Raw genomic sequence first — 22,650 nt, forward strand, 5'->3', positions numbered from 1 at the left:
GTTCCCATGCCGAACACGGAAGTTAAGCGTCTCAGCGCCGAAAGTAGTTGGGGGATCTCCCCCTGTGAGGATAGGACGTTGCCAGGCAAGATCGTTCCGCAATAGCTCAGTGGTAGAGCAACCGGCTGTTAACCGGTAGGTCGTAGGTTCAAATCCTACTTGCGGAGCCAATTTAGGCCCGTTGGTCAAGCGGTTAAGACACCGCCCTTTCACGGCGGTAACACGGGTTCGAATCCCGTACGGGTCACCAATATGGAGGATTAGCTCAGCTGGGAGAGCACCTGCCTTACAAGCAGGGGGTCGGCGGTTCGATCCCGTCATCCTCCACCATCTTTATTTATTACATCAAACCTATATATATGCCGGTGTAGCTCAGTTGGTAGAGCATCTGACTTGTAATCAGAGGGTCGAGGGTTCGAATCCTTTCGCCGGCACTCCTCGGGGGGGTAGCGAAGTGGCTAAACGCGGCGGACTGTAAATCCGCTCCTTCGGGTTCGGCGGTTCGAATCCGCCCCCCCCCACCAGGTTTGAGCCATTAGCTCAGTTGGTAGAGCATCTGACTTTTAATCAGAGGGTCGCAGGTTCGAGCCCTGCATGGCTCACCATTTTTTTGCGGAAGTAGTTCAGTGGTAGAATACGACCTTGCCAAGGTCGGGGTCGCGGGTTCGAATCCCGTCTTCCGCTCCATATTCTTATCCCTGTTTCGGGGCCTTAGCTCAGCTGGGAGAGCGCCTGCCTTGCACGCAGGAGGTCAGCGGTTCGATCCCGCTAGGCTCCACCATATGTTTTTTTCTTAAGTTAGTGATGACTTAAGTTTTTTTTTGCCTAAAACCATGAACCATTCAATTGAGAGTACAGAGAAAGGCAGCCTGCCACCATTCAGGCTGCCTTTTTGCATGTTTATTCATCATTCTGCCGAGTTGAACCAAACAAATGATGGCGTTTACAATTTAACTATCAAGCGTATAAAGGGGGAATGGCGATGCAATGGTCATATATTCACGTGCCGCTGCGTTACGGTCAGGGGAAATTAGGGGTCGATCAAGGACCGACAAAGTTAAATGAAATGGGGATGCAACAACTCCTTCCAACAGGAACGGTCAAACATACGATTCGTGTCTTGCCGGAATCTGAAATTCGAGAAAATGAAGAACATTTAAAACGGGTCGATGGTGTCCTGCATACCGTCACGGAATTAGCAGAAGTCGTACATCGTGAGATTTCAGAAAATCGATTCCCTTTGATCGTTGGGGGCGATCATAGTATGGCAATCGGTACTCTTGCTGGATTGGCTCAAACAGGTCCTTATGGAGTCATTTGGGTGGATGCTCACGCTGACTTGAATACAGGCGAAACATCACCATCGGGGAATATTCACGGAATGCCACTTGCGGCAGCGATGGGGATGGGCGACGTGCGTCTGACAGAAGTGGGCGGACGTGATCCGAAGCTATCACCAGAGCATTTAGTTTATATTGCCCTGCGTGATATCGATGAAGGAGAAATGAATGAAATCAATCGACTCGGCATCAAAGTCATTACAGTAGAAGAAGTACGTACGCGTGGCGTGGATGTCATCATGAAAGAGTCATTAAGTTATCTTCGTGAACGAGTAGACCGTTTTTATATCAGTTTCGATATGGATAGTCTCGATGCATCCCTCGTTCCTGGAACAGGTACACCGGTTGACGGCGGTTTAACAGAAGTCGAAGCCAAAGCGATTTTAAAAGAAGCGATGCAAGCAGAAGACTTGATCGCAGTAGAGCTCGTCGAGTTAAATCCGGCATTAGACCGGGATGACGTGACGGCTCAGTTGGCCTATCGCTTATGTGAAACGATTATAAAATCTAAAGAAAACCTGTTATTGGAAGGCGAAACCGTCTGATTTCCTTACAGTTTCCAAACCCGTTTGCTACAATGGGGATGGAAACTTTTTTTGATTTTTTTGAAACCATTTCAATATCAAGACGTATATAGAGATGACCGCATGTGTAGCGGAGAGGGGAAGTGGATTGATGGAACGGCTGACCACCCGTTTGGTTGATGAATTGAGGGCGGGGAATCACGATTCGTTTGCCGAACTGGTAGAACTATACAAGGATGGCGTCTTTGCAATCGCCTATAAAATTTTGTATGATCGCGGCGAAGCAGAGGACGCTGCCCAAGAGGCGTTCATTCGTGCCTATACACGAATCGATACGTATGACGCGCAATATAAGTTCAAAACATGGCTCTATCGAATCACGACAAACGTTGCCATCGATCGATTGAGGAAGCGGAAGCCGGAATATTCGATGGATGCCGAAATTGCGGGTACAGACGGTTTGACTTATCAAGACCACTTAGCTGATGAAGCGCCCCAACCCGATGCCCAAGTGGTTCATCGCGAAATTCGAAGTGAAATGCATGAGGCAATCAAGCAACTTCCAGACAAATATCGCATTCCGTTATTATTAAAATATGTGGATGATTTGTCGCTTAAAGAAATCAGCGTGATGATCGACATGCCGGTCGCAACGGTTAAGACAAGGATCTTCCGGGGAAGAGAAATGTTAAAAACAATCTTTCAAAATAGGGAGGGGTTCAATTGACTCCTGAAGAAAAAGTACAACAATATTTGGAAGATGGCGTTTTGCCCGAAGAATCTGACGAATTGCGTCAATTGTTAGAGGACGATGAATTATATGAATCGTATCTACAATATGAACGAATCGACGCAGAACTGAAAGCATTGCCTCGTCCAAAAATATCAGCAGATTTTACGGCTCGAGTGATGGCCGCTTTACCTGAAACTCCTGCACAGACAGCACCTGATTCTGTCGTACCGTTATCAAAACCGGTTCGAAAAGAACGCAAACCGCACTCGAAACAAATGCTATGGTTGCAACGGCACCCAGGTTTGATTGCGGCCGTACTGTTCTTTAGTTTGATGTCTAGTGCGACACTCGGACTATGGAGCAGCGCTTCAGAGACGATGACCTATACAAAAGTACCAGGTGTGGTCGTATCTGAGAATGAAGTCATTGTCCCGGCCGGTGTCACGGTTGAAAAAGACATCACGGTCCAAGGTGGCGATTTACGGATTGAAGGTACCGTCAATGGAAACGCGACAGCCGTCAATGGTCGTGCCTATTTAGCAAGTGCCGGTCAAGTGACAGGTGAACTCGAACAGATCGATCAGATGTTCGAATGGATTTGGTACTCGATGAAACAACTTTTCTAAAGACGCTTCCGGCGTCTTTTTTTCGTTTCAATCTGGTTTCGTTTTGACGTGACGCAATGCGTATCTATTGAAATGATGATATAATGGAATTTGCACGATTTAGCTAGGTAGTTGAGGAGGGGAGCATTTGCCGCTACTTGAACAAGTATCATTTTTCTCATTTTTAAATCTTTCAGAAAACGTACATTGGTACGATTATTTGAATGATGTTTTAGATATCGTCGTCGTCACGTATGTCATTTACAAGTTGATGATGATTGTGCGTGGGACAAAAGCAGTACAATTAATTAAAGGGATTTCCATCATTCTAGTCAGTTGGTTCTTGAGCGGTTTCTTCGGATTGAAGACGCTCCAGTTCTTGCTAAATCAGGTGATCACGTACGGTCTCCTCGGAATTATCATCATTTTTCAGCCAGAGTTGAGACGTGGTCTTGAACATCTCGGACGAACGAGTAACTTATTCAGTCGTACGGGAACAAGTGATGAGGAGCAACAACGACAAATGATTGAAGCCATCGTCAGTTCCGCACAGTACATGTCAAAACGGCGAATCGGTGCATTGATTGCGATTGAACGCGATACGGGATTAAACGAGTATGTGGAGACCGGCATTCGTATGGACTCGCATATCACATCCCAGTTGATTATTAACTTATTCATTCCGAATACGCCGCTTCATGATGGCGCGATGATTATTCAGGACGGGAAAATTGCGGCGGCAGCTTGCTATTTACCGCTTTCGGAAAGCCCGCACATCGATAAAGCCCTCGGGACGCGTCACCGAGCAGCCATCGGGGTCAGTGAAGTGACGGATAGCGTCACTCTTACCGTCTCAGAAGAAACGGGAGCAGTCTCACTTGCAATCGCGGGCCGCTTGTATCGGGAACTAGACGAAGAAGCGCTTCGCAATAAATTAATTCAAGAACTCGTCATCGAAGAAAAAGAGGCGACCCTCTCGTTCTTCGGCAAAAAAGGAGGGGATAAGTAAGTGATTGATCAGTGGTTACAACATAAGTGGTTTCTCCGCTTCATCGCACTTGCTTTAGCCGTCCTTCTATACTTAATGGTCGCTGAGACCAGTTCTTCGAATAACGCATCTAGCGCATTGCCAATCGTCGGACAAAGTTCCATGACGCTCGATGTGCCGGTCGAAGTGTTTTTTGATGAGGTCCAGTATGTCGCATATAATGTTCCGGAAGAGATGGGTGTCGAGCTTCAAGGGCCATCTAGTAGTTTAACGATGACGAAATTGGTGAAAGATTATCAGGTGTTCGTCGATTTGACCAATCTTGGCACCGGATTCCATCGTGTCCCGGTCGAAGCGCGTGGATTCGGCGGAGACGTCAATGTCAAACTAGATCGAGAGACTGTCGAAATCTATATCGATCGGAAACAAACGATTGAAGTCCCTGTGTCCGTGAATCTGTTGAACAAAGATCAATTACCGGACGGAAAAGTCGCGGGCGATGTCGAAATCGAACCGTCGACTGTAAAAGTCACAGGTGGTGCGAGTCGGATTCAAAACGTCAAAGAAATCACGTTGAATGTGGATGTTGCCAATCAAAGTCAGACGTTCACACGAGAAATTCCACCGACCATTTTAGATGCGAATGGAAATCCGTTGAACGTGTCAGTCGATCCGAATATCATCAATGTCACCGTACCGATTTATGATGAGAGCGCGATGATTCCAATCGAGGTCGTCATGAGCGGAGAGGTGGCAGACGATTTCCGCTTAGTTGATACGTTGCTAGGTGAGACGGAAGTCCGTGTCTTTGCACCAAAAGCGGTGCTAGATGAACTCCAGCAAGTGGAGACAGAACCGATTGAACTTGACGATTTAACGAAGTCGGAAAAAGTGACCGCTACCCTTCGTCTTCCGGAAGGAGCGACTTCACTCGGTAAAAAAGAAGTAGAAGTCCAGGTGCTCGTTCGTCCAAATGATGAGACGAAAGATGACACGGGTGAATTGACAGAGCGGATTCGGTTGACCGTTCCAATTAATGTCCGTGGATATGACCGGACGAATTACACGATTCAAACGCAAGAAGTGGTCAGCGTGACGCTCTCGGGCAAACGTTCCCTTCTTGAAAGCATCTCATCAAACAGTGTCAACGTGACGTTAGATCTGACCGGATTGCCGAGCGGAACACATGCAGTCGATGCAGATTATGAAGTACCAAAAGGCGTGACCGTGATCTCGCCAAAGACAATCGATGTTCAATTGACGAGTGTCGATGAAGAAACAGAAACATCTTCCATTCAATAAAGATGTTCAATCATACAAAAGTGAGGATTTAATCTTATGGGTAAATATTTTGGAACAGATGGAGTTCGCGGTGTTGCCAACTCTGAGTTAACTGCGGAATTAGCATATCGTTTAGGTCGTGCGGGTGGCTACGTGTTGTCGAAACATTTGCCAGAAGGCGAACAGCCGAAAGTGTTGATCGGTCGTGATACACGGATTTCAGGACATATGCTTGAAGGTGCATTGATTGCGGGTCTTCTCTCAATCGGTGCAGAAGTGATGCGTCTCGGTGTCATTTCAACACCTGGAGTCGCTTACTTGACGAAATCGCTCGACGCGACGGCAGGTGTCATGATTTCAGCATCGCATAACCCTGTGGCGGATAACGGAATCAAATTCTTCGGTAGCGATGGTTTCAAATTAGACGATGCGACCGAGCAAGAAATTGAAGACATCTTAGATGCTGCGGAAGATACGCTCCCGCGTCCGACAGGTAAAGATCTCGGTTTCGTATCGGATTACTACGAAGGCGCGCAAAAGTATCTTCAAATGTTGAAACAAACGGTAGAAGAAGACTTTGATGGTCTTCATATCGCACTCGACTGTGCACATGGAGCAACGAGTGGCCTTGCGGCTCGACTGTTTGCAGACTTAGAAGCAAACGTGTCGACGATCGGAAACTCGCCAAACGGTTTAAATATCAATGAAGGTGTCGGGTCGACACACCCTGAGCATTTGGCTGAATTCGTCCGTGAAAAAGGAGCGGACATGGGCCTTGCCTTTGATGGGGATGGAGACCGTTTGATTGCGATTGACGAGAACGGTGAAATTGTCGACGGAGACAAGATCATGTATATTTGCGGAAAATACTTGAGTGAAAAAGGGCGTCTCAAAGACAACACGATTGTCGCGACGGTCATGAGTAACCTCGGTTTCCATAAAGCCGTTGAAGAAGCGGGCATGACGGCGCTTCAAACAGCAGTGGGTGACCGCTATGTCGTTGAAGAAATGAAAAAACATCAATATACACTCGGTGGCGAACAATCAGGTCATTTGATTTTCCTCGATCACTCGACAACGGGTGACGGTATGTTATCTGGTGTGCAATTGGCAGAAATCGTGAAATCGACAGGGCGTAAACTGTCTGAATTAGCGGCAGAGATGCCAGTTTATCCGCAAAAGCTCGTGAACATTCGTGTGACGAATAAAAACGATGCGATGAACGGAGAGCGTGTCTTGGCAACGATTCAAGAAGCGGAAGCGGAAATGGCCGGAAACGGTCGGATCCTCGTCCGTGCATCAGGTACAGAACCACTCGTTCGTGTCATGGCGGAAGCCCCGACAGCGGAAGAGTGTGACCGTTACGTTGAAAAAATCGCACAAGTCGTGCGCGAAGATTACGGCGTAGACGGATAAAATTTTCGAAACCGGGAATAACACAAGGGAATCCACATCGGATTCCCTTTTTGTTTCCGTTTTGTCATCGAGAAAACAGCGGATTTTCTTGACGAATGGGGGTGTGATTTGTACTATTAAGAGCGTGACCTTGGAAACGGAAGGACACAAGAGTACGAACAAGCGCCAGAACTCTGCGGAGTTGACGAGGTTGGAGGTTATCGAGATTTCGGCGGATGCCTCCTCGTCGCCTGTCACGACGATAAGCATGCTTTTAAAACGCCCGGGCGACCGGACGGACAAAGAAGCGTGTACTGACAGCTCTTAGAAAAAGCCCGTTTCCTTTTTCGAGAAATCGAAGAATAGAGGAGATTTGTTTATGTGTGGAATTGTAGGAATGATTGGGAATACCGGAGCGAAGGAAGTCCTTCTCAAAGGTCTCGAAAAACTCGAGTACCGTGGTTATGACTCGGCAGGTCTTGCGTTGATGCATGAGAATGTCAACGTTCACAAAGAAGTCGGTCGCATTGCTGCGCTACGCGAAATCATCCCAGCAGAAGTAGACGGCACGATTGGAATCGGCCACACACGTTGGGCAACACACGGGGTACCGAGCGTACCGAACGCCCACCCGCATCAAAGCACGACAGGACGCTTCACGCTCGTCCATAACGGCGTAATCGAGAACGACGAGCTCATCAAGAAGACGCTCGACGTCCCGTTCCTTTCAGAGACGGACACAGAAGTCATCGTCCAGCTCATGGAGAAGCACTTCGTCGAGCTCGGCGATGTCGAGGCGGCGTTCCGTAAGACGCTTTCGGACCTCCACGGTTCGTACGCGATTGCGATGATCGACTCAGAGGACAAAGAGCGCCTCTATATCGGCAAGAACAAGTCGCCGCTCCTCGTCGGACTTGGTGACGGCACGTTCAACGTCGTCGCATCAGACGCGATGGCGATGCTCCAGGTGACAGACCAGTACCTCGAGCTCCACGATGGTGAGATCGTCATCCTCACACGTGAGTCGGCGACGATCAAGACGCTCGACGGCGAAGTACTCGAGCGTGCACCATACACGGCCGAGATCGATGCGTCAGACATCGAGAAGGGCACGTACGCGCACTACATGTTGAAAGAGATGGACGAACAGCCAGCCGTCATCCGTAACATCATCCAGCACTACCAGAACGAGAACAGCGACATCGAGCTCGCAGAAGGCGTGCGTGAACTCGTTTCGGAAGCAGACCGCGTCTATATCGTCGCATGTGGTACAAGTTACCACGCTGGTCTTGTCGGGAAGCAATTGATTGAGCGCGTTGCAGGTGTACCGACTGAAGTACACGTCGCATCAGAGTTCGGTTACAACATGCCACTTTTGACAGAGAAGCCACTCTTCCTCTTCATCTCACAATCAGGTGAGACAGCGGACAGCCGTGCCGTCCTCGTCGAAGTGAAAAAATTGGGCCATAAAGCGCTCACGTTGACGAACGTGGCAGGATCGACATTGTCACGTGAAGCGAACGAGACGATGCTCCTCCACGCCGGACCAGAAATTGCGGTCGCGTCGACGAAAGCATACACGGCACAGATTGCCGTCCTCGCGATTCTCGCATACGACATCGCTCGTGCGAACGGGAAGAAACTCCCGTTTGATCTCATGCAAGAACTTGCACTCGTTGCGACAACGATGGACTCGATCATGGCACAAAAAGAAATCTTTGAAGAGCTTGCAGATAAGTTCTTGAAAGAGTCACGTAACGCATTCTTCCTCGGACGTGGATTGGATTCATATGTAGGTCTCGAAGGCGCATTGAAGCTGAAAGAGATTTCATATATTCAAGCAGAAGGGTACCCAGGTGGGGAACTCAAACACGGTCCGATCGCCTTGATTGAAGACGGGACACCGGTCATCACGCTCGTGTCTCAACCAAACACACACCTCAACATCCGTGGAAACATCAAGGAAGTTGTGGCGCGTGGTGCCATCGCATGTACGATTTCAATGGAAGGAATGGAGCATGAGAACGACGCATTCGTTCTTCCACGTGTTGAACCACTTCTCACGCCACTCGTGACGGTTCTTCCACTTCAACTCATCTCGTACTATGCAGCACTCGCTCGCGACTGTGATGTCGACAAGCCACGTAACTTGGCGAAGTCTGTAACGGTTGAATAATGTCCAAGACCAAAATCTTTCGGGATTTTGGTCTTTTTTGTTGCAATGAGTTAACAAATCATCGTAATGTTCTCAAAAACGTCTGTTTCTTCAAAAGAGGGGGTAAAATCTACATGAGTATGAACAAAGGAGAGATTTGATGAAACAGAAGAAATGGATGACAGGTCTCGGTGTCATGATTCTCGCGACATCATTGGCCGCTTGTGGGGATACGGCAGAGGACACATCGATGGAGATGTCAGAAGAGCAAAGCATGGACCATTCAGCGATGGATCACTCCGGGTCTGGAGAAGTTCCAGACGGGCTGATGGAAGCCAGTGATCCGACTTTTCCAGTCGGATCAACCGCGATGATGACAGCGGATCACATGCCAGGGATGGAAGGCGTGGAGGCGACGATTGTCGGTGCATATGATACGACGGTCTACGCCGTCAGCTATACACCGACTACAGGTGGTGACCCGGTGGAGGATCACAAATGGGTGATTCACGAAGAACTGGATAATCCGGACGAGGCGCCTTTGTCTGAAGGGGATGAGGTCGTATTGGCCGCCGACCATATGGAAGGGATGGACGGCGCAGAAGCGACAATCGATACAGCGGAAGAGACGACCGTTTACATGGTTGATTACACGACCGAAGACGGGAAAGAGGTCACAAACCATAAATGGGTGACCGAAAGTGAATTAGAAGCAATGAAATGAATGTGATAGACCTCGAGTACATCTCGTGGTCTATTTTTTTCGATAAATATTTATTGATAAACGATAAATAGTGGCATATGATAAAGAAAATAAAACTAAATGAGGTGTTTGGCAGATGAAACGGGAAACCATTTTTTTGAAACTAGCAGTGATTGTCTTGTCGCTCCCGATTCTTGCGGCCTGTATCTTTTTACTACCGTTTCTTTGGCGAGAGGCGGTGGAGAGCGGAGGATGGATTGCGAATTCGATGCGACCGATTATTGGAGGGATGTATGTAGCAGCGATTCCCTTTTTCGTTGCCTTGTCACAGTCATTCATCTTACTTGGATTGATTGATCGGAATGAGGCATTCTCCTATCGGTCGGTGAAAGCACTTCGTGTCATTAAATATTGTGCGTTGACCATCACGGCCATCTATATGGCGACACTCCCGTTCTTCTATTGGTTCGCTGAGCGTGACGACTCGCCAGGATTTTTAGTCATCGGATTCGTCTTCGTGTTCGCCGCATTTGTCATTGCCGTCTTTGCTGAGTTGTTACAGAAATTATTGAAGCGAGCCATCGATATGAAACAAGAAATCGATTTGACGGTCTGAGGTGAGAAAAATGGCGATGATTGTGAATCTAGATGTGATGTTAGCGAAGCGGAAAATGAGTGTGACAGAGCTGTCGGAACGGGTCGGGATCACCATGGCGAACTTGTCGATTTTAAAGAATGGAAAAGCGAAAGCGATTCGTTTTTCGACGCTCGAAGCAATTTGTGAAGCGCTCGACTGTCAACCGGGGGACATACTAGAATATCGAGCGGACGAACGAGCAGAGTGAATCTCTGCTTTTTTGTGTGAACATGAAACGTATTTGAACGATATAGCGTATATAAAATAAATCATTCAGGGGGAGACTAGAAAATGGTTCAAACATGGACAGAACGGACACACGAAGCAATTAATGGGAAACGAGGTCGACTGTTAATCTGGTCGTTTCTCTGTGCCGTTATATTAGAATCTAGCGCATTGCTCGATCCGACACTTTACGGGGCGAAAGCCGATTCAGTACAGGCGATTGTATTCCTTTTATGTACAATTGTTGTATCCTTCATGCTATATCCAATCATCATTGGGTATCACTGGGTCATTCTTTCAATCATTCGCGGACAAGACGCGCAGTTCCGTGACGTGTTTCGACCGATGAAAGAACGATTTGGTAAGCATGTGACTGCAGTCATCCTACTAGCCATCTTCCAGACGCTTTGGACACTATTGTTCATTGTTCCAGGAATCATGAAGTTCTTCTCTTACGCGTTCACGTACTTTATTTTGCGAGATGAGCCAGCATTATCGGTCAGAGAATCGATCACGAAGTCACGCGCGCTGATGCATGGTCAGAAGTGGGACGCATTTAAACTAATTTTGCCGTTCATCCCGATTTATTTGATTGGCTTCACGTTATTTACGGTCGTCAATTCGGTTTTACTTGCTGCATTCTCCCTATCGATTGCGACGGTTCTCATTCGTCCATTCGTCGTTTCGCGTTTCGCTGTCATGTATGAAGACTCGCGTCGGGCGTACGACGAACAATGGAACAAGCCAGCCTGAAGCATATCAAACAGAGGGTAAATTGAAGGAACGTGCTACAATCTTCATGAAGAGAAAGGGGAATGCGGAATGAAGATTGGGATCATCGGGGCCGGTCTGAGCGGAATCATCGCAGCGCGTGAACTCGCGCGTCAAGGTCATGACGTCGAATTGGTTGAAAAGAGTCGAAGCGTCGGGGGACGCTTGGCGACGCGTCGAATCGGTGATGGACGAGCCGACCATGGAGCGGTATATTTCACGGTGCGTGGAGAAGAGCTCGAACGAGAGGTACAGTCGTGGATGAATGCGAACTGGGTGCAAGTCTGGTATGCCGACCCTTATCCACGTTATGTCGCGATTAATGGGATGAATGCCCTCGCTAAGCGTTTAGCTGAAGATTTGACCGTACAGTTGAATAAACGAGTGGAGAACGTTCAAGTGGAAGAAGACGGAACCGTCACAGTCAAGACAGACGTGACGACGCGTTCCTATGATCAAGTCGTGATGACGGCACCGCTTCCACAGTCATTCGAACTACTAGGGAGTTTGGTCGACCAGATCAAACCCGCGCTACTTCGTCTCGTATATTCGCCGACGTTCGTCGGTCTTTTTGAATGTGCCGGTGATGTACAGATTGGAGCAGACGGTATTCTCGATCAAGAACTGGTACCTGGTGTATTAAAAATCGTCGATAATCGCCAAAAAGGAATCTCTGCGACACCACTCGTAAGTGTCTATATGGAGGAGGCGTGGAGTGAGGCGTGGTATGAGCGACCGGAGGAAGAGACACTTGCTGAAATAGAGCGGTTAGTGCGTGAAGAAGTCGGAGACCTCGGTATCCAATCACGGCAGTTAAAACGTTGGCGTTACGCGCAAGCGAAAGATGTATGGCATGAGCCGTTTTATCAAGTAAGCCATCATCCCATCTATTTAGCAGGGGATGTCTTCCTTGAAGCTGATGATCCATCCGGACGAACGCGATTCGAAAGTGCCTATCTGTCTGGGTTACGTGTGGCAGAAACCATCGAAAAGAACATGGATCGATAAGGGCATCTCTTATCGGTCTTTTTATTTGACGCCATTTAGTTTAGGGCATAAACTATAACCATCTAGTTTAGGGGGTAAACTAAAAATGAAAGCATTGATGCGTGAAGCGGTGCAGTTGTTTGAAGAAGTGATGTTCCATGGGACGGAACATGTCATCGAAGCGATGGAGGGAAACGTATGGCGCGAGTATTCGCGTGAACAGCTCCAACTGTTGAAGTTACTCGATCAGTTTGGACCGACTCCTGCTGGGCAATTGGCGCAAAAACAAGGTGTCCATAAAAGTGCGGTCTCGAATCGCCTGAAAAAGTTGGTCGACAAAGGACTCGTCACGAGTCGACGAGGACAAGATCAACGGGAACGATTGATTGAATTGACCCCAGAAGGGAAACGGCTCGTCGAAGAAGTGGACGGTGCCGTCTATCGATATGTGGAATCCCTCATCGATGGAGAAGTAGACGAAATTGAAATCGAGCAGTTTGTTCGGACGTTCCGAAAAATAAAGCAATTGCTCCGAATCGGGGAGGAATAACACATGCATAAAATCATTCAATGGCGCTGGGGAATTTTCATTTCCCTCATCGCATTGACGGCAGCATTATTTGTCGCAGCACCGAACTTAACGGAACAAGCAGAAGAGGCAGGGAGCTTCCAACTTGCGGACGACATGGACTCACAACGCGCACAAGCGATTTTAGATGAAGCCGGGAAGAGTGACAAGACCATCTCCCTCGTCTATGAGTTTGAATCAATCGGAGAGACGGAGCGAACAGATGTCGCGCGTGTCATCGAAGAACTTAAACAAAATGAAACGGTCGTGACAGATGTTCTCGATCCGTTCGAAAACGAGGAGACAGAGGCACAGCTTGTCTCAGAAAACGGACGCATCGTCCTCGTCCCCATCACGGTAGAAGGTACGACGGAAGAAATCAATGCGTTTGCTGATGATGTCCGTGAAAACGTGCTCCCGCAAGAGGAGACAGTATATATCACCGGGGAAGAAATCATTAACAATGATGTGAATCTAAGTGCACAGGAAGGGTTGAAAAAGACAGAAATCATCACGGTCGTGTTGATTTTTGGATTACTCCTTCTCGTCTTCCGTTCCATCGTGACCCCGTTCATCCCGCTCATCGCGGTCGGATTCACTTATCTATTGAGTCAATCCTTTGTCGCGTTCTTCGTAGATTGGTTCGGGTTCCCGGTGTCGAACTACACGCAGATCTTTCTTGTCGCCATCTTGTTCGGGATTGGGACAGACTACTGTATCCTGCTTCTTAGCCGTTATAAAGAAGAACTCAGTGCAGGACATGCCATCGAAGACGCCATCGTCAATACGTACAAGACGGCAGGACGGACGGTCCTCATCAGTGGACTCGCGGTCTTCGTCGGTTTTGCCGCCATCGGATTTGCTGATTTTCCAATCTTTAAATCAGCGGTCGCCGTCGCAGTCGGTATTGCGGTGTTGCTGCTGATTCTTTTCACGGTCGTCCCGTTCTTTATGGCGACGCTCAAACAGCGACTGTTTTGGCCGTCGAAAAAGGCAGGCGAGCATCATGACAGCAAGCTTTGGGCTAGCTTGAGCCAATTGTCGGTCAATCGCCCGTTCGTATCGATTTTAGTTGTCGGGTTGATCACAGTACCTGTCTTATTCACATATGACGATGCCCGTTCGTTCAATACGGTCGATGAGATTGGAGACGGCTACGATTCGGTTCGTGGACTGAATTTGATCTCAGAAGGGTTCGGTCAAGGGGAATCCCTTCCGGTACAAGTCATTTTGAGACAAGATCAAGCCATTACAGAATCAGAAGTTCCCTATATCGAAAAGTTTGCAAGTGAGCTTGAAAAAGTTGAAGGTGTGAATGGTGTCCGTGCGCTCACACGTCCGACTGGTGAAATCATCGACGATTTTTATGTCGACACACAACTCGGTGAAGTCAGCGATGGCTTGTCTGAAGCGCAGACGGGTCTCGGGGATGTTCAAACTGGATTGGATGAGATTGAGCAAGGATTGAACGGGATTGTTGGACAACTACCAAGCGGTTCAACCAATGCTGGGGCACCGCTTGCAGAAGCAGCAGCGGGACTAAATCAGTTGAATGGTCAACTTGGTCTCATTGGGCAAGGATTGACAGCGACTCAAAACATCCCGGCCGCAGTCGGACAGCTCGGTCAAGTATCAGCTGGCCTCACACAAATTGAGTCAGGAATCAACGAAGCGGCGTCCGCATTAAATGCACAAGGTTCTCAGGTCGGTGAACTTGGTAGCGGGTTAGCGCAACTGGCGACAGGTGTCGCGGAAGCGAACGACGGGCTAGGACAAATTGAGTCTGGTCTCGGCGAAGCCGTTTCGTTCTTACAACAGTTGAGTGAAGCAGATGCGCTTCGGGAGACTGGTGTGTATCTTCCGGAAGGGACGCTCACATCAGATGCGTTCTCACCTGCAGTCGAACGATATGTCTTCGATGAAGGAATGGCGACTCAGCTCGAGGTCGTCTTAGAGATGGACCCGTATTCGCCAGAAGCGATTGATACCGTTGAGACAATCAAAGAGACGATGAATCGTGCCGTGACGGGAACACCGTATGCGGATGCGACCATCGGATATGCCGGGATCTCAAGTATCAATAGCGATTTAAATGAAACATCGACGAATGATTTCAATCGAACGGTCGCCATCATGCTCGTCACACTCTTTATCGTCTTGACGGTGTTGTTCCGTTCGATGGTCATGCCGCTCTATATGATCGGTTCGCTCTTATTGACGTATTATACGTCTGCGGCCATCACGGAGCTTATCTTTGTCGAAGGTCTCGGCTATGACGGTATCAGTTGGGCTGTCCCGTTCTTCGGGTTCGTCATGTTGATCGCCCTTGGCATCGACTATTCGATTTTCTTGCTCGACCGGTTCCGGGAGGAGTCGCTTAGCGGGATGACGGTGCGCGATGCGCTCGTCCATTCGATGACGAAAATGGGGACGGTCATCATGACCGCCGCCGTCATCCTCGCTGGGACGTTCGGGGCGATGATCCCGTCTGGCGTACTCAGTCTCGTCCAAATTGCGACGATCGTTATCACCGGACTGTTGTTATACGGATTGATTGTGTTGCCACTGCTCATCCCAGCAATCACGGTCTCCTTCGGGGACGGGGTATGGTGGCCATTTAAACGGAAAGTTGAAGATAGATAATTGTGAGGGATTCAGAGGACAACAAGTGCAGCGAATGCTGGCATATGTTGTCCTATTTTTATTTGTTGAGTCAATACAAATAAAACTGCGAGAAATGGACTTAAAAATTTTCAGCATGTGCCGAAATATATATAGACTCTTACTTTTATTGAAAGAACGCAACAATCATGGTAAATCATTTTGAGAAAATGAGCTCGTTACTCGTATCGCGGATGTTAATCATTTTGTTTTTCCTTTCTTACCCGATTATGGGGATGTTATATTGGTTGGGTGAGCTAGCTGGACAGGACGCCATGCGTTTTATTATGACAGGGACAATTATTCAGATTGGAGCGTGGCTCGGTTATCGCTTTTACGTAGAAAAGCCGTGGTTGAAGTACGGTCTGGTCACACTCATGTATATCGCTGCTTCAGCGATTATTTATACCTTGCCCGGTGCGGCGATTCAAAATATCGTCTTTCTGTATATCGTATTGATGTTGATGTACTTGAATCGGCATCTTGTGCTGTACGGCAGCATTCTCGCGCTTATCGTATCGGTCGGAGCTGTATTGATTGGGCGCTTTTCATTTGAAACGCCGCTCGATTTCGTCAGTTGGTTCACTGTGCTCACAATGGCTTTGTCTGGCGCCTACTTCGTTTCTTTCTTTGGGGCAAAATTATTACACGAGACGTTTACACAACAACAACAAGCTGAACAGCATGCGAGTGAGGTCGAACTCAACATGGCGAAGACGACAGCGAGTGCGACAATGCTTCATGACGCGGTATTTACAATGAATGATTCCGTTGATTCCGTCACGAACGCCTCAGAACAAGTCACGGCCCAAATTGGTTCGATGACAAAACGAACGTCTGAACAAGCAGTTTTGATTCAGAATGTCGCCTCACAAATTCAATCCACTGTACAGGCGTTTGAACGGATGCAACAACAGCTTCAAGAAACAACCTCGCACGTGAACGGTGTCTTACAAGACGCTCAACTATCACATGACAATATGGATTCGACAGAACGGTCGCTTGCTGAGCTGAACTTAAGTATCAGTGAAGTGAATCTAGCCTTTAAAGGATTGGCGGAGCGTTTCCAAGAAGTGCGGACCATCACGGATACGATTCAGCAAATCTCGTCTCAGACGAACTTGTTGTCTCTTAACGCTTCAATTGAGGCGGCACGAGCAGGTGAACACGGAAAAGGGTTTGCCGTCGTCGCGACGGAGATTCGAAATTTGTCCGCTCAAACGGCACAAGCATCAGCTCAGATTAATGACATTATCCAACTCGTCATGCAAGAGGTACAAGTGACGGAACGTGCCATCGATGGCAGTACAGAACGTCTATCGACGCAGGAAGAACAAGTCCGTAAGAGTGGGGCGTCGATCCTTTCCATGATTCAAACGACAAATACGGTCGCAGGAACAGTAGATGAGACGTCGAGTCAGCTCCAAATCGCCGCCGCAGAATTACACAAAGTCCATCAAGTGACGGGTGATATGACGGCGTTGACGATGGCACTCGAAACGAACAGCCAAGACGTTCATGTGTTGACGATTTCACAACAAGAAGCGTTAGCTTCGTTGAAAGATCAAATTGAAGAACTGAACGAGATTGCGAACGAACTCGTCTAAACGATGGACACGCCTTTACAAATCGGCGTGTCCATTTGCGTATACATCTCTTCTAAAACGGGAAAAGTATTGCGTTCATGTAAAACGGAGGAGGAATTTGCAATGGAAATCGTGATTACCGCTGTATTAAAGGCATATCCGGGGAAAGAGGAAGAGTTAAGGCAAGCGCTCGATGAAGTCATTTCCCCATCGAGACAAGAAGAAGGATGTTTGACGTATGTGCTCCATGAGTCAATCGATGCCCCGGGCACGTTCGTGTTCTATGAGAAATATCGGGACGAGACGGCGCTCGACGCGCATATCCATTCAGCCCATTATCAGGCGTACCGGAAACGAGTGGAGACATTGCTCGCCGTGAGAGACGTGTATCGTCTACGTGAAGTCTGAAAGGAGGAAATCTAATGATTACCCAATCGATTATCCCGTGTATTTGGTTCGAAAGTCACGTCGAAGCGATTGCGGAGTGGTACGTCTCGAAGTTTCCCGATTCGTTCATCGACTATACGACGAAACTGATGGATACGCCTTCAGGTGAGACGACGATTGTGACCGTCTCGCTGTCGGGACAGTTCTTGCAACTGCTTGGGGCGGGTCCGTTGAAGGACCGCAATCCCTCCATCTCGTACATGGTCACGTTCCCGACGTCGGAAGAAGTGGATACGCTTTGGGGCGAATTGAGTGAGGGGGCAGAGGTGCTCATGCCGCTTGACACGTATGATTTCAGCGCGCGCTATGGCTGGTTGAAAGACAAGCACGGGGTATCCTGGCAAATCATGCATAGCGGCGGGATGGACATCCAGACGGTGACCCCATGCTTTTTGTTCGTCGGGGACGTCTTTGGTCATGCTGAAGCGGCGATGAACGATTGGATCTCTATTTTCAAAGATTCATATGTATTGGACGGACATACGGTACGATACACGGAAGAAGACGGGGACGAGCTTGATGGGAAAATCAACTATGCTCGTTTCGTCTTATCCGGTCGAGAATTTGTCGTGATGGACAGTAATGAAAATCATACATTTTCGTTTAACGAGATCCAGTCGCTCATCGCTTTTTGTGAGTCGCAAGAAGAAGTCGATTCCTACTGGGAGCGGCTATCGGCTGTACCGGAAGCAGAGGAGTGTGGTTGGCTGAAAGATCGCTATGGCGTCTCCTGGCAAATCATCCCGTGGGAAATGGAAGAGATGATGACGGTAGGTTCGCAAGAGCAGATTGAACAGGTCGTACAGGCATGTCTGCCCATGAAAAAGCTTGATATCGCGACATTGCGTAAAGCTTACTGAACAAAACTCCCGAAACAAATAGCTCGGGAGTTTTTTCATGGACTCATTTGCGAGAGGGCATCTTTCTCGATGATGGTATCCGAGAGCCGGAGCTGACTGGCCGCGCGGTCGATGTAAGGGGCGCATCGATCGAATGCGACTTGTTCTTCCGTCTCAATGGAATAGCATGTGCCGTTACCAGCACGTTCGGTCAAGTCTGGTTCATAGTAATAATCTTCGTATCGGAAAGCGCCCGTCCGAAAGACGGTTAGATTTGACGTATCATTCAATAAGGAGTCGCCAAGCATATATGCTGGAGAGATTCCAAGTAAATCGAGAATCGTCGGGGCGATATCGATTTGTCCACCACTCGCCTCCATGACTTCTCCTGTCGTCGGTCCAGGTGGTTTGATGAAGAGAGGGACGGCACGGTCAAGTTGAAACGCGTCAACCGTCGAGTTCACTTCTTCGAGGGTAGCCATCTCTTCTCCTGGTGCCGTCAGACCGCTATCGTGGTCACCATACATGACGAGAAGCGTCTCATCCCAGAAACCATCTTGTTTCAATCGTTCGATGAACTGACCGACAGCGGCATCGACGAAATGAACGGTATGGTAATAGTTTTCGAGAAGGGGATCGTCGATATCAGATAGGTCCAACCGCTTCTCGTCTTCCGGGATATCGTACGGTGTATGACTCGTTAAAGCGACTAAAAATGCGTAAAATGGTTCATCCAACTCTTCCATAAATCCGACCGACGTATTTAAGAATTCCTGATCGTTGAGTGCCATCCCGATGATGCCTTGATCGGGGTAGTCTTTGTCGCTAAAGAAATGATTGAACCCGATATTGTCATAAAAGTCATCGCGATTCCAAAAGTCTTTTCGGAACGAATGCATGGCTGCCGTATCGTAGCCCGCCTCATTCAAGGATTGAGAGAGCGCGCTGAATTGATTTCCCGGGAAACGCGTGTAGACGGAACCAGATTTGACAGGATAAAGTGACGTGTTGACGATGAACTCTGCATCAGACGTTCGCCCTTCATGCGTTTGATGATACACGTTCGGGAAGTAAAACATGTCACGTCGCAGTCGGTTCAAATTCGGGGTCAGTTCCTGTCCATCAATCTGTTGATCGATGACGGATGTTTGGAATGATTCGAGTTGTAAAACGATAACGTTCGTATCTGGACTTGGGGCACTTAATTCTTGATAAGAGAGTGCTTGAATTTGAGAACGCTCTTCTTCTGTCAGGGCTTCGTTCCATCCCATAGCACGTTCGACGCCTCGGGCGACATCCATCGCGTGATAGCCCCAAAATCCAAGATGATAGTATTCACGCATATTCGATATGGGGTCGTCCGCGATCCACTTTTCTCCACGCTGATAACTGAGGGTGAGCGGGATTGTGAAGAGAAGAAATCCGAGTGTGAAGCCAGCGAGCGCCAATCGTCTTCCGTTTCGTTTCCCTTCACGGACAGGATGACGTTTCATATAACGCAAAATCAAACCGTAGATGATGAGGTCGATGAAGAAGAACGCATCGATTGGGCGGATGAGCGTCAAGAAGCCACCCCCGACATCTCCCATCTGCCCGATATCAGATAGTAAGGCGACGGATAATAAGTCTTCAAAATAGCGATAGTACCAGACGTCCGAGACGAGCAGGGTACTATGCAGGAACAGAGAAACGTATAAAATCCATCGGCGGATCGGATAAGACACGGCGAGTGCCCAACTCGTCAGGAGCAAAATCGTCGCCAAATTGATGAGGAAGAATGAGAAGTCGAACGCCGTCGCGGTCAACCAGCTAAAAAAGAAGAGCTTTGCCAGAGAGAGTGACAAGTAGCTCCAATAATCGAGATATTTCATTAGTGATCTCCTAACTCAAAATGTAGTTACTGTATCCTTTCCTTTCTTATGAACAGAGAAAACGTAGAAAGTGTGATGGAGATTCATTCGTAATCAAAAATATGTAATATATATATTGCGTTAATGGAATATATATATTACATTTTAGGTATTGCGCAACTAAATTAGGAGACAGACATGGGAAATAGAGTAAAAGAACATCGAGTAGAAAAGAATCTTACTCAAACCGATTTGGCAGAGGCGATCGGTGTGACTAGACAGACAATCGGTTTGATCGAATCGAATAAATATAATCCCTCTTTGAAACTCTGTATTGCCATTGCGAGGGTTCTGGGCGTCACGTTAAATGATTTATTCTGGGAGGAGTAAAAGATGAAAGAATCATGGGTCACAATGTTTTTACCAAATGACGAATATAAAGAAAGGCGGATGTTGTACTTTATAGCCGAGGCTAACGTTTTGTTCATTGGATTTTTGGGAGTAGTCGTTCTATTGAATAGATTTTCAGGTATATTCAACACTGAGTCTTCATATATTTTATTGAGTGTTATAGCAATTCTAAGTCTCTATGTATGGATTCGCTATATTCTCTCAGGTATGGAGTATACAAACGTTGTTGAGAAATCTGAATATAAAATCGAACTAAGGAAACTGATTGGTTCCACATCGAAGTTTGCTGTTTTGTTTGCTGGAGTGGCAATAGCATTAAAGGTGACAGGTGTAGTGATTTACTCTTGGGTGGACTTGTTAGCAATGACACTTCTTTCAAATGGGTTACTTCTGGTCGCACAATTCATTTCACTTCAACGGTCATTTAGAAAAAATCGTGAGCTTTCATGACCGAGTTGATATATTCGTTTTACTTCAAATAGGACATCTATGTCTTTAAGAGTGCATAACAAAACCAGGTCCCATGCAAACATGGACCTGGTTTTGTTAGATAACTGTGAAGCTCTGATTATGTAATCTCGAACGTATCACGCAGTTCAATGATGGTTCCTTCCGGTGCTTTTAATTTACTTAAATGTCCATCGACGACGAAGTAGATGTTGCCACCGTGCTTCGGTAAAAACGTGACGCCGAGTTGTTCGAGTCGTGCGACTTCCGCTTTGAGGTCATCTACATAGAGGGCGAAATGGACGGGACCGGCCACATGTTTCGAGTAGTCTTGTAACGTTTCATCTGTTTTAGCAGTCTGGAGCTCAATATAAAAATCACCGAGTTTGAGCCAACTGTTGAAGTCACGCGTATGAAAGTTTGGCGACTCCTGGACGAGTTCAAAACCGAGCGCTTCGTAAAATGACTTCGATGCGGCATAATCCGGGGTTTGGATACAGATATGATGGATTTGTTTCATTGGTTGTTTCCTTTCGTTTGCAAATCTTTCACTCGATCACGGTGGAACGGAGAAGTCAATTCTTCTGAGATGAGGCTGATCGTATGTCCATCCGGGTCTCGTACGTCTAGTGTAACGAATGCATGCTTTCGAAGATACGGGAGAAGAAACTTTTTACGGGAGAAAGCGTATGAAAGAGAGAAAAGGACTAAAAAAAGAATGAGGTGAACATATGAAAGTAAATGAAATCACGATTCAACCGGTTGATGCAGTCAATCGAGAGGCGGTCATCGCCCTGACAGTGGACGAGAAACAATCTCGATTCATCGAGACGAATGCCGAATCCCTTCGAGAGATGATTGAGGATACGAAATACAATTGGCAGAGCTTTGCATTTTATGAAGGCGAGCGAGCGGTTGGCTTTATGATGGTCGGAGCGGAGAACCAGTCAGAACGTTACGTGTGGCTCGACCGTTTCATGATTGATCAATACGAACAGGGGAAAGGCGTTGGAACGAAGTGCCTACGCATGGCAGTGGAATTCATCCAGACACAATACGACGTGGATGATATCATCCTCAGTCTCCATCAAGAGAATGAAGCCGCGAAACGATTTTATGCGAAGAACGGCTTTTTCGACAGTGGCTTAATTGATGAATGGAACGGTGAAGCGATTTGGGTCTATCATACAAAAAACCGACCGTCATGAGTCGGTCGGATTCTCGGATGGACTTGTTTTTTGCGTGACATTCATAGCTGCCAAGAAGAAGGGGATAGCGGCAAAGAGAAACAAGGTAACGAACCAGTTTTGGAGAAATGGATCGACAAACGTCGGTTTTTCCAACCAGCTCCCGGTTGAGATTTCGGCGTACCAACGTATGTAGAGTGCGATGCGTTCGAGCGTATATAAGAGTCCGGACAAAAACAACAAAATACCACCCGCTACAAGTTGATTGAAACGAGACATAAAACCCCTCCTCTATAGATGTTGTCTATAG

23 protein-coding genes, 8 tRNA genes and 1 rRNA gene are annotated in these 22,650 nt (G+C 47.6%); 29 read left to right on the forward strand and 3 right to left on the reverse strand.

The genetic code is table 11. The features are described from left to right. The 26 genes from rrf to KNO70_RS00130 form a co-directional block, all read left to right on the forward strand. Positions 1 to 87 (forward strand): 5S ribosomal RNA (gene rrf, locus KNO70_RS00005); the annotation flags it as partial. An 8-nt stretch (positions 88 to 95) separates the two neighbouring features. Continuing rightward, positions 96 to 170 (forward strand) — tRNA-Asn (locus tag KNO70_RS00010). Positions 171 to 175: 5 nt separating this feature from the next. Further along, positions 176 to 250, forward strand: a tRNA-Glu gene (locus tag KNO70_RS00015). A 4-nt stretch (positions 251 to 254) separates the two neighbouring features. Then, a tRNA-Val gene (locus KNO70_RS00020) sits at positions 255 to 330 on the forward strand. Positions 331 to 361: 31 nt separating this feature from the next. Continuing rightward, positions 362 to 434 (forward strand) — tRNA-Thr (locus tag KNO70_RS00025). A 6-nt stretch (positions 435 to 440) separates the two neighbouring features. Further along, positions 441 to 524: transfer RNA gene (locus KNO70_RS00030), tRNA-Tyr, on the forward strand. A 5-nt stretch (positions 525 to 529) separates the two neighbouring features. Continuing rightward, positions 530 to 605, forward strand: a tRNA-Lys gene (locus KNO70_RS00035). Positions 606 to 612: 7 nt separating this feature from the next. Further along, a tRNA-Gly gene (locus tag KNO70_RS00040) sits at positions 613 to 687 on the forward strand. Between the two features lie 18 nt (positions 688 to 705). After that, positions 706 to 781: transfer RNA gene (locus KNO70_RS00045), tRNA-Ala, on the forward strand. Positions 782 to 982: 201 nt separating this feature from the next. Continuing rightward, positions 983 to 1,885, forward strand: a complete 903-nt coding sequence (rocF, locus tag KNO70_RS00050) for an arginase (RefSeq protein ID WP_214685188.1) — start codon at positions 983 to 985, stop codon at positions 1,883 to 1,885. 130 nt (positions 1,886 to 2,015) lie between these two features. Further along, positions 2,016 to 2,591, forward strand: coding sequence for an RNA polymerase sigma factor SigW (gene sigW / locus KNO70_RS00055; RefSeq protein WP_012727640.1), 576 nt, complete (start codon positions 2,016 to 2,018; stop codon positions 2,589 to 2,591). After that, the gene (locus tag KNO70_RS00060; RefSeq protein ID WP_214810663.1) at positions 2,588 to 3,223 is read left to right on the forward strand and encodes an RseA family anti-sigma factor; all 636 of its coding nucleotides are present in this window, start codon (positions 2,588 to 2,590) and stop codon (positions 3,221 to 3,223) included. Before sigW ends, KNO70_RS00060 begins: the two co-directional genes overlap by 4 nt. 127 nt (positions 3,224 to 3,350) lie before the next feature. Next, positions 3,351 to 4,211: a diadenylate cyclase CdaA gene (gene cdaA, locus KNO70_RS00065; RefSeq protein ID WP_012727638.1), complete on the forward strand. Its 861-nt coding sequence runs from the start codon at positions 3,351 to 3,353 to the stop codon at positions 4,209 to 4,211. Then, complete coding sequence (locus KNO70_RS00070) at positions 4,212 to 5,492, forward strand: CdaR family protein (protein WP_214810666.1); 1,281 nt, start codon at positions 4,212 to 4,214, stop codon at positions 5,490 to 5,492. A 36-nt stretch (positions 5,493 to 5,528) separates the two neighbouring features. Beyond that, positions 5,529 to 6,887, forward strand: a complete 1,359-nt coding sequence (glmM, locus tag KNO70_RS00075; RefSeq protein WP_078147859.1) for a phosphoglucosamine mutase — start codon at positions 5,529 to 5,531, stop codon at positions 6,885 to 6,887. 358 nt (positions 6,888 to 7,245) lie between these two features. Further along, positions 7,246 to 9,042: a glutamine--fructose-6-phosphate transaminase (isomerizing) gene (gene glmS / locus KNO70_RS00080; RefSeq protein ID WP_214810674.1), complete on the forward strand. Its 1,797-nt coding sequence runs from the start codon at positions 7,246 to 7,248 to the stop codon at positions 9,040 to 9,042. Between the two features lie 139 nt (positions 9,043 to 9,181). Continuing rightward, positions 9,182 to 9,745, forward strand: a complete 564-nt coding sequence (locus KNO70_RS00085) for a YdhK family protein (protein ID WP_214810676.1) — start codon at positions 9,182 to 9,184, stop codon at positions 9,743 to 9,745. Between the two features lie 115 nt (positions 9,746 to 9,860). Further along, positions 9,861 to 10,340 carry a DUF2975 domain-containing protein gene (locus KNO70_RS00090; RefSeq protein WP_078147856.1) on the forward strand — a complete coding sequence of 160 codons (480 nt, stop codon included), beginning with the start codon at positions 9,861 to 9,863 and terminating at the stop codon, positions 10,338 to 10,340. Between the two features lie 10 nt (positions 10,341 to 10,350). After that, positions 10,351 to 10,569: a helix-turn-helix domain-containing protein gene (locus KNO70_RS00095; RefSeq protein ID WP_012727632.1), complete on the forward strand. Its 219-nt coding sequence runs from the start codon at positions 10,351 to 10,353 to the stop codon at positions 10,567 to 10,569. A gap of 83 nt (positions 10,570 to 10,652) precedes the next feature. Next, complete coding sequence (locus KNO70_RS00100) at positions 10,653 to 11,339, forward strand: DUF975 family protein (RefSeq protein WP_214685194.1); 687 nt, start codon at positions 10,653 to 10,655, stop codon at positions 11,337 to 11,339. 69 nt (positions 11,340 to 11,408) lie between these two features. After that, positions 11,409 to 12,365, forward strand: coding sequence for an NAD(P)/FAD-dependent oxidoreductase (locus tag KNO70_RS00105; protein ID WP_214685197.1), 957 nt, complete (start codon positions 11,409 to 11,411; stop codon positions 12,363 to 12,365). Positions 12,366 to 12,450: 85 nt separating this feature from the next. After that, the gene (locus KNO70_RS00110) at positions 12,451 to 12,894 is read left to right on the forward strand and encodes a MarR family winged helix-turn-helix transcriptional regulator (protein ID WP_214685199.1); all 444 of its coding nucleotides are present in this window, start codon (positions 12,451 to 12,453) and stop codon (positions 12,892 to 12,894) included. A 3-nt stretch (positions 12,895 to 12,897) separates the two neighbouring features. Beyond that, on the forward strand, positions 12,898 to 15,555 hold the full coding sequence (locus KNO70_RS00115; protein ID WP_214810678.1) for an MMPL family transporter: 2,658 nt from the start codon (positions 12,898 to 12,900) through the stop codon (positions 15,553 to 15,555). A gap of 254 nt (positions 15,556 to 15,809) precedes the next feature. Next, positions 15,810 to 17,180 carry a methyl-accepting chemotaxis protein gene (locus KNO70_RS00120; RefSeq protein WP_214810679.1) on the forward strand — a complete coding sequence of 457 codons (1,371 nt, stop codon included), beginning with the start codon at positions 15,810 to 15,812 and terminating at the stop codon, positions 17,178 to 17,180. Between the two features lie 102 nt (positions 17,181 to 17,282). Next, positions 17,283 to 17,567 (forward strand): putative quinol monooxygenase, encoded by a 285-nt coding sequence (locus KNO70_RS00125; protein ID WP_074035366.1) that lies wholly within the window; start codon positions 17,283 to 17,285, stop codon positions 17,565 to 17,567. 14 nt (positions 17,568 to 17,581) lie between these two features. Then, complete coding sequence (locus KNO70_RS00130) at positions 17,582 to 18,466, forward strand: VOC family protein (protein ID WP_214730161.1); 885 nt, start codon at positions 17,582 to 17,584, stop codon at positions 18,464 to 18,466. A gap of 35 nt (positions 18,467 to 18,501) precedes the next feature. Here KNO70_RS00130 and KNO70_RS00135 read toward each other — a convergent pair whose 3' ends face one another. Beyond that, positions 18,502 to 20,316: an LTA synthase family protein gene (locus KNO70_RS00135; RefSeq protein ID WP_214730162.1), complete on the reverse strand. Its 1,815-nt coding sequence runs from the start codon at positions 20,314 to 20,316 to the stop codon at positions 18,502 to 18,504. Positions 20,317 to 20,493: 177 nt separating this feature from the next. On the opposite strand from KNO70_RS00135, the gene KNO70_RS00140 reads away from it, so the two are divergent. Both KNO70_RS00140 and KNO70_RS00145 read left to right on the forward strand, forming a co-directional pair. Next, the gene (locus tag KNO70_RS00140; protein ID WP_031421892.1) at positions 20,494 to 20,685 is read left to right on the forward strand and encodes a helix-turn-helix transcriptional regulator; all 192 of its coding nucleotides are present in this window, start codon (positions 20,494 to 20,496) and stop codon (positions 20,683 to 20,685) included. Positions 20,686 to 20,688: 3 nt separating this feature from the next. Next, the gene (locus KNO70_RS00145; RefSeq protein ID WP_214810680.1) at positions 20,689 to 21,156 is read left to right on the forward strand and encodes a hypothetical protein; all 468 of its coding nucleotides are present in this window, start codon (positions 20,689 to 20,691) and stop codon (positions 21,154 to 21,156) included. A 118-nt stretch (positions 21,157 to 21,274) separates the two neighbouring features. Here KNO70_RS00145 and KNO70_RS00150 read toward each other — a convergent pair whose 3' ends face one another. Then, a complete protein-coding gene (locus KNO70_RS00150; RefSeq protein WP_074035381.1) occupies positions 21,275 to 21,673 on the reverse strand; it encodes a VOC family protein in 399 nt (132 codons plus the stop codon). Positions 21,674 to 21,884: 211 nt separating this feature from the next. Here KNO70_RS00150 and KNO70_RS00155 point away from each other — a divergent pair, with 211 nt between their 5' ends. Continuing rightward, on the forward strand, positions 21,885 to 22,361 hold the full coding sequence (locus tag KNO70_RS00155) for a GNAT family N-acetyltransferase (RefSeq protein ID WP_078147847.1): 477 nt from the start codon (positions 21,885 to 21,887) through the stop codon (positions 22,359 to 22,361). On the opposite strand, the gene KNO70_RS00160 is transcribed toward KNO70_RS00155, so the two are convergent. Further along, entirely contained in the window at positions 22,356 to 22,619 is a 264-nt protein-coding gene (locus KNO70_RS00160) for a hypothetical protein (RefSeq protein ID WP_047794733.1), read from the reverse strand. The genes KNO70_RS00155 and KNO70_RS00160 overlap by 6 nt on opposite strands. Positions 22,620 to 22,650 lie beyond the last annotated feature (31 nt).

This window comes from Exiguobacterium sp. s181 (assembly GCF_018617125.1).
Lineage (GTDB): Bacteria > Bacillota > Bacilli > Exiguobacteriales > Exiguobacteriaceae > Exiguobacterium > Exiguobacterium profundum.

What these genes read in the sequence shown, in the direction of transcription:
- rocF (WP_214685188.1), top strand. Translation starts at nt 983, where the DNA reads ATGCAATGGTCATATATTCACGTGCCGCTGCGTTACGGTCAGGGGAAA.
- sigW (WP_012727640.1), top strand. Translation starts at nt 2,016, where the DNA reads ATGGAACGGCTGACCACCCGTTTGGTTGATGAATTGAGGGCGGGGAAT.
- glmM (WP_078147859.1), top strand. Translation starts at nt 5,529, where the DNA reads ATGGGTAAATATTTTGGAACAGATGGAGTTCGCGGTGTTGCCAACTCT.
- glmS (WP_214810674.1), top strand. Translation starts at nt 7,246, where the DNA reads ATGTGTGGAATTGTAGGAATGATTGGGAATACCGGAGCGAAGGAAGTC.
- KNO70_RS00085 (WP_214810676.1), top strand. Translation starts at nt 9,182, where the DNA reads ATGAAACAGAAGAAATGGATGACAGGTCTCGGTGTCATGATTCTCGCG.
- KNO70_RS00090 (WP_078147856.1), top strand. Translation starts at nt 9,861, where the DNA reads ATGAAACGGGAAACCATTTTTTTGAAACTAGCAGTGATTGTCTTGTCG.
- KNO70_RS00095 (WP_012727632.1), top strand. Translation starts at nt 10,351, where the DNA reads ATGGCGATGATTGTGAATCTAGATGTGATGTTAGCGAAGCGGAAAATG.
- KNO70_RS00100 (WP_214685194.1), top strand. Translation starts at nt 10,653, where the DNA reads ATGGTTCAAACATGGACAGAACGGACACACGAAGCAATTAATGGGAAA.
- KNO70_RS00105 (WP_214685197.1), top strand. Translation starts at nt 11,409, where the DNA reads ATGAAGATTGGGATCATCGGGGCCGGTCTGAGCGGAATCATCGCAGCG.
- KNO70_RS00110 (WP_214685199.1), top strand. Translation starts at nt 12,451, where the DNA reads ATGAAAGCATTGATGCGTGAAGCGGTGCAGTTGTTTGAAGAAGTGATG.
- KNO70_RS00115 (WP_214810678.1), top strand. Translation starts at nt 12,898, where the DNA reads ATGCATAAAATCATTCAATGGCGCTGGGGAATTTTCATTTCCCTCATC.
- KNO70_RS00120 (WP_214810679.1), top strand. Translation starts at nt 15,810, where the DNA reads ATGTTATATTGGTTGGGTGAGCTAGCTGGACAGGACGCCATGCGTTTT.
- KNO70_RS00125 (WP_074035366.1), top strand. Translation starts at nt 17,283, where the DNA reads ATGGAAATCGTGATTACCGCTGTATTAAAGGCATATCCGGGGAAAGAG.
- KNO70_RS00130 (WP_214730161.1), top strand. Translation starts at nt 17,582, where the DNA reads ATGATTACCCAATCGATTATCCCGTGTATTTGGTTCGAAAGTCACGTC.
- KNO70_RS00135 (WP_214730162.1), bottom strand. Translation starts at nt 20,316, where the DNA reads ATGAAATATCTCGATTATTGGAGCTACTTGTCACTCTCTCTGGCAAAG.
- KNO70_RS00140 (WP_031421892.1), top strand. Translation starts at nt 20,494, where the DNA reads ATGGGAAATAGAGTAAAAGAACATCGAGTAGAAAAGAATCTTACTCAA.
- KNO70_RS00145 (WP_214810680.1), top strand. Translation starts at nt 20,689, where the DNA reads ATGAAAGAATCATGGGTCACAATGTTTTTACCAAATGACGAATATAAA.
- KNO70_RS00150 (WP_074035381.1), bottom strand. Translation starts at nt 21,673, where the DNA reads ATGAAACAAATCCATCATATCTGTATCCAAACCCCGGATTATGCCGCA.
- KNO70_RS00155 (WP_078147847.1), top strand. Translation starts at nt 21,885, where the DNA reads ATGAAAGTAAATGAAATCACGATTCAACCGGTTGATGCAGTCAATCGA.
- KNO70_RS00160 (WP_047794733.1), bottom strand. Translation starts at nt 22,619, where the DNA reads ATGTCTCGTTTCAATCAACTTGTAGCGGGTGGTATTTTGTTGTTTTTG.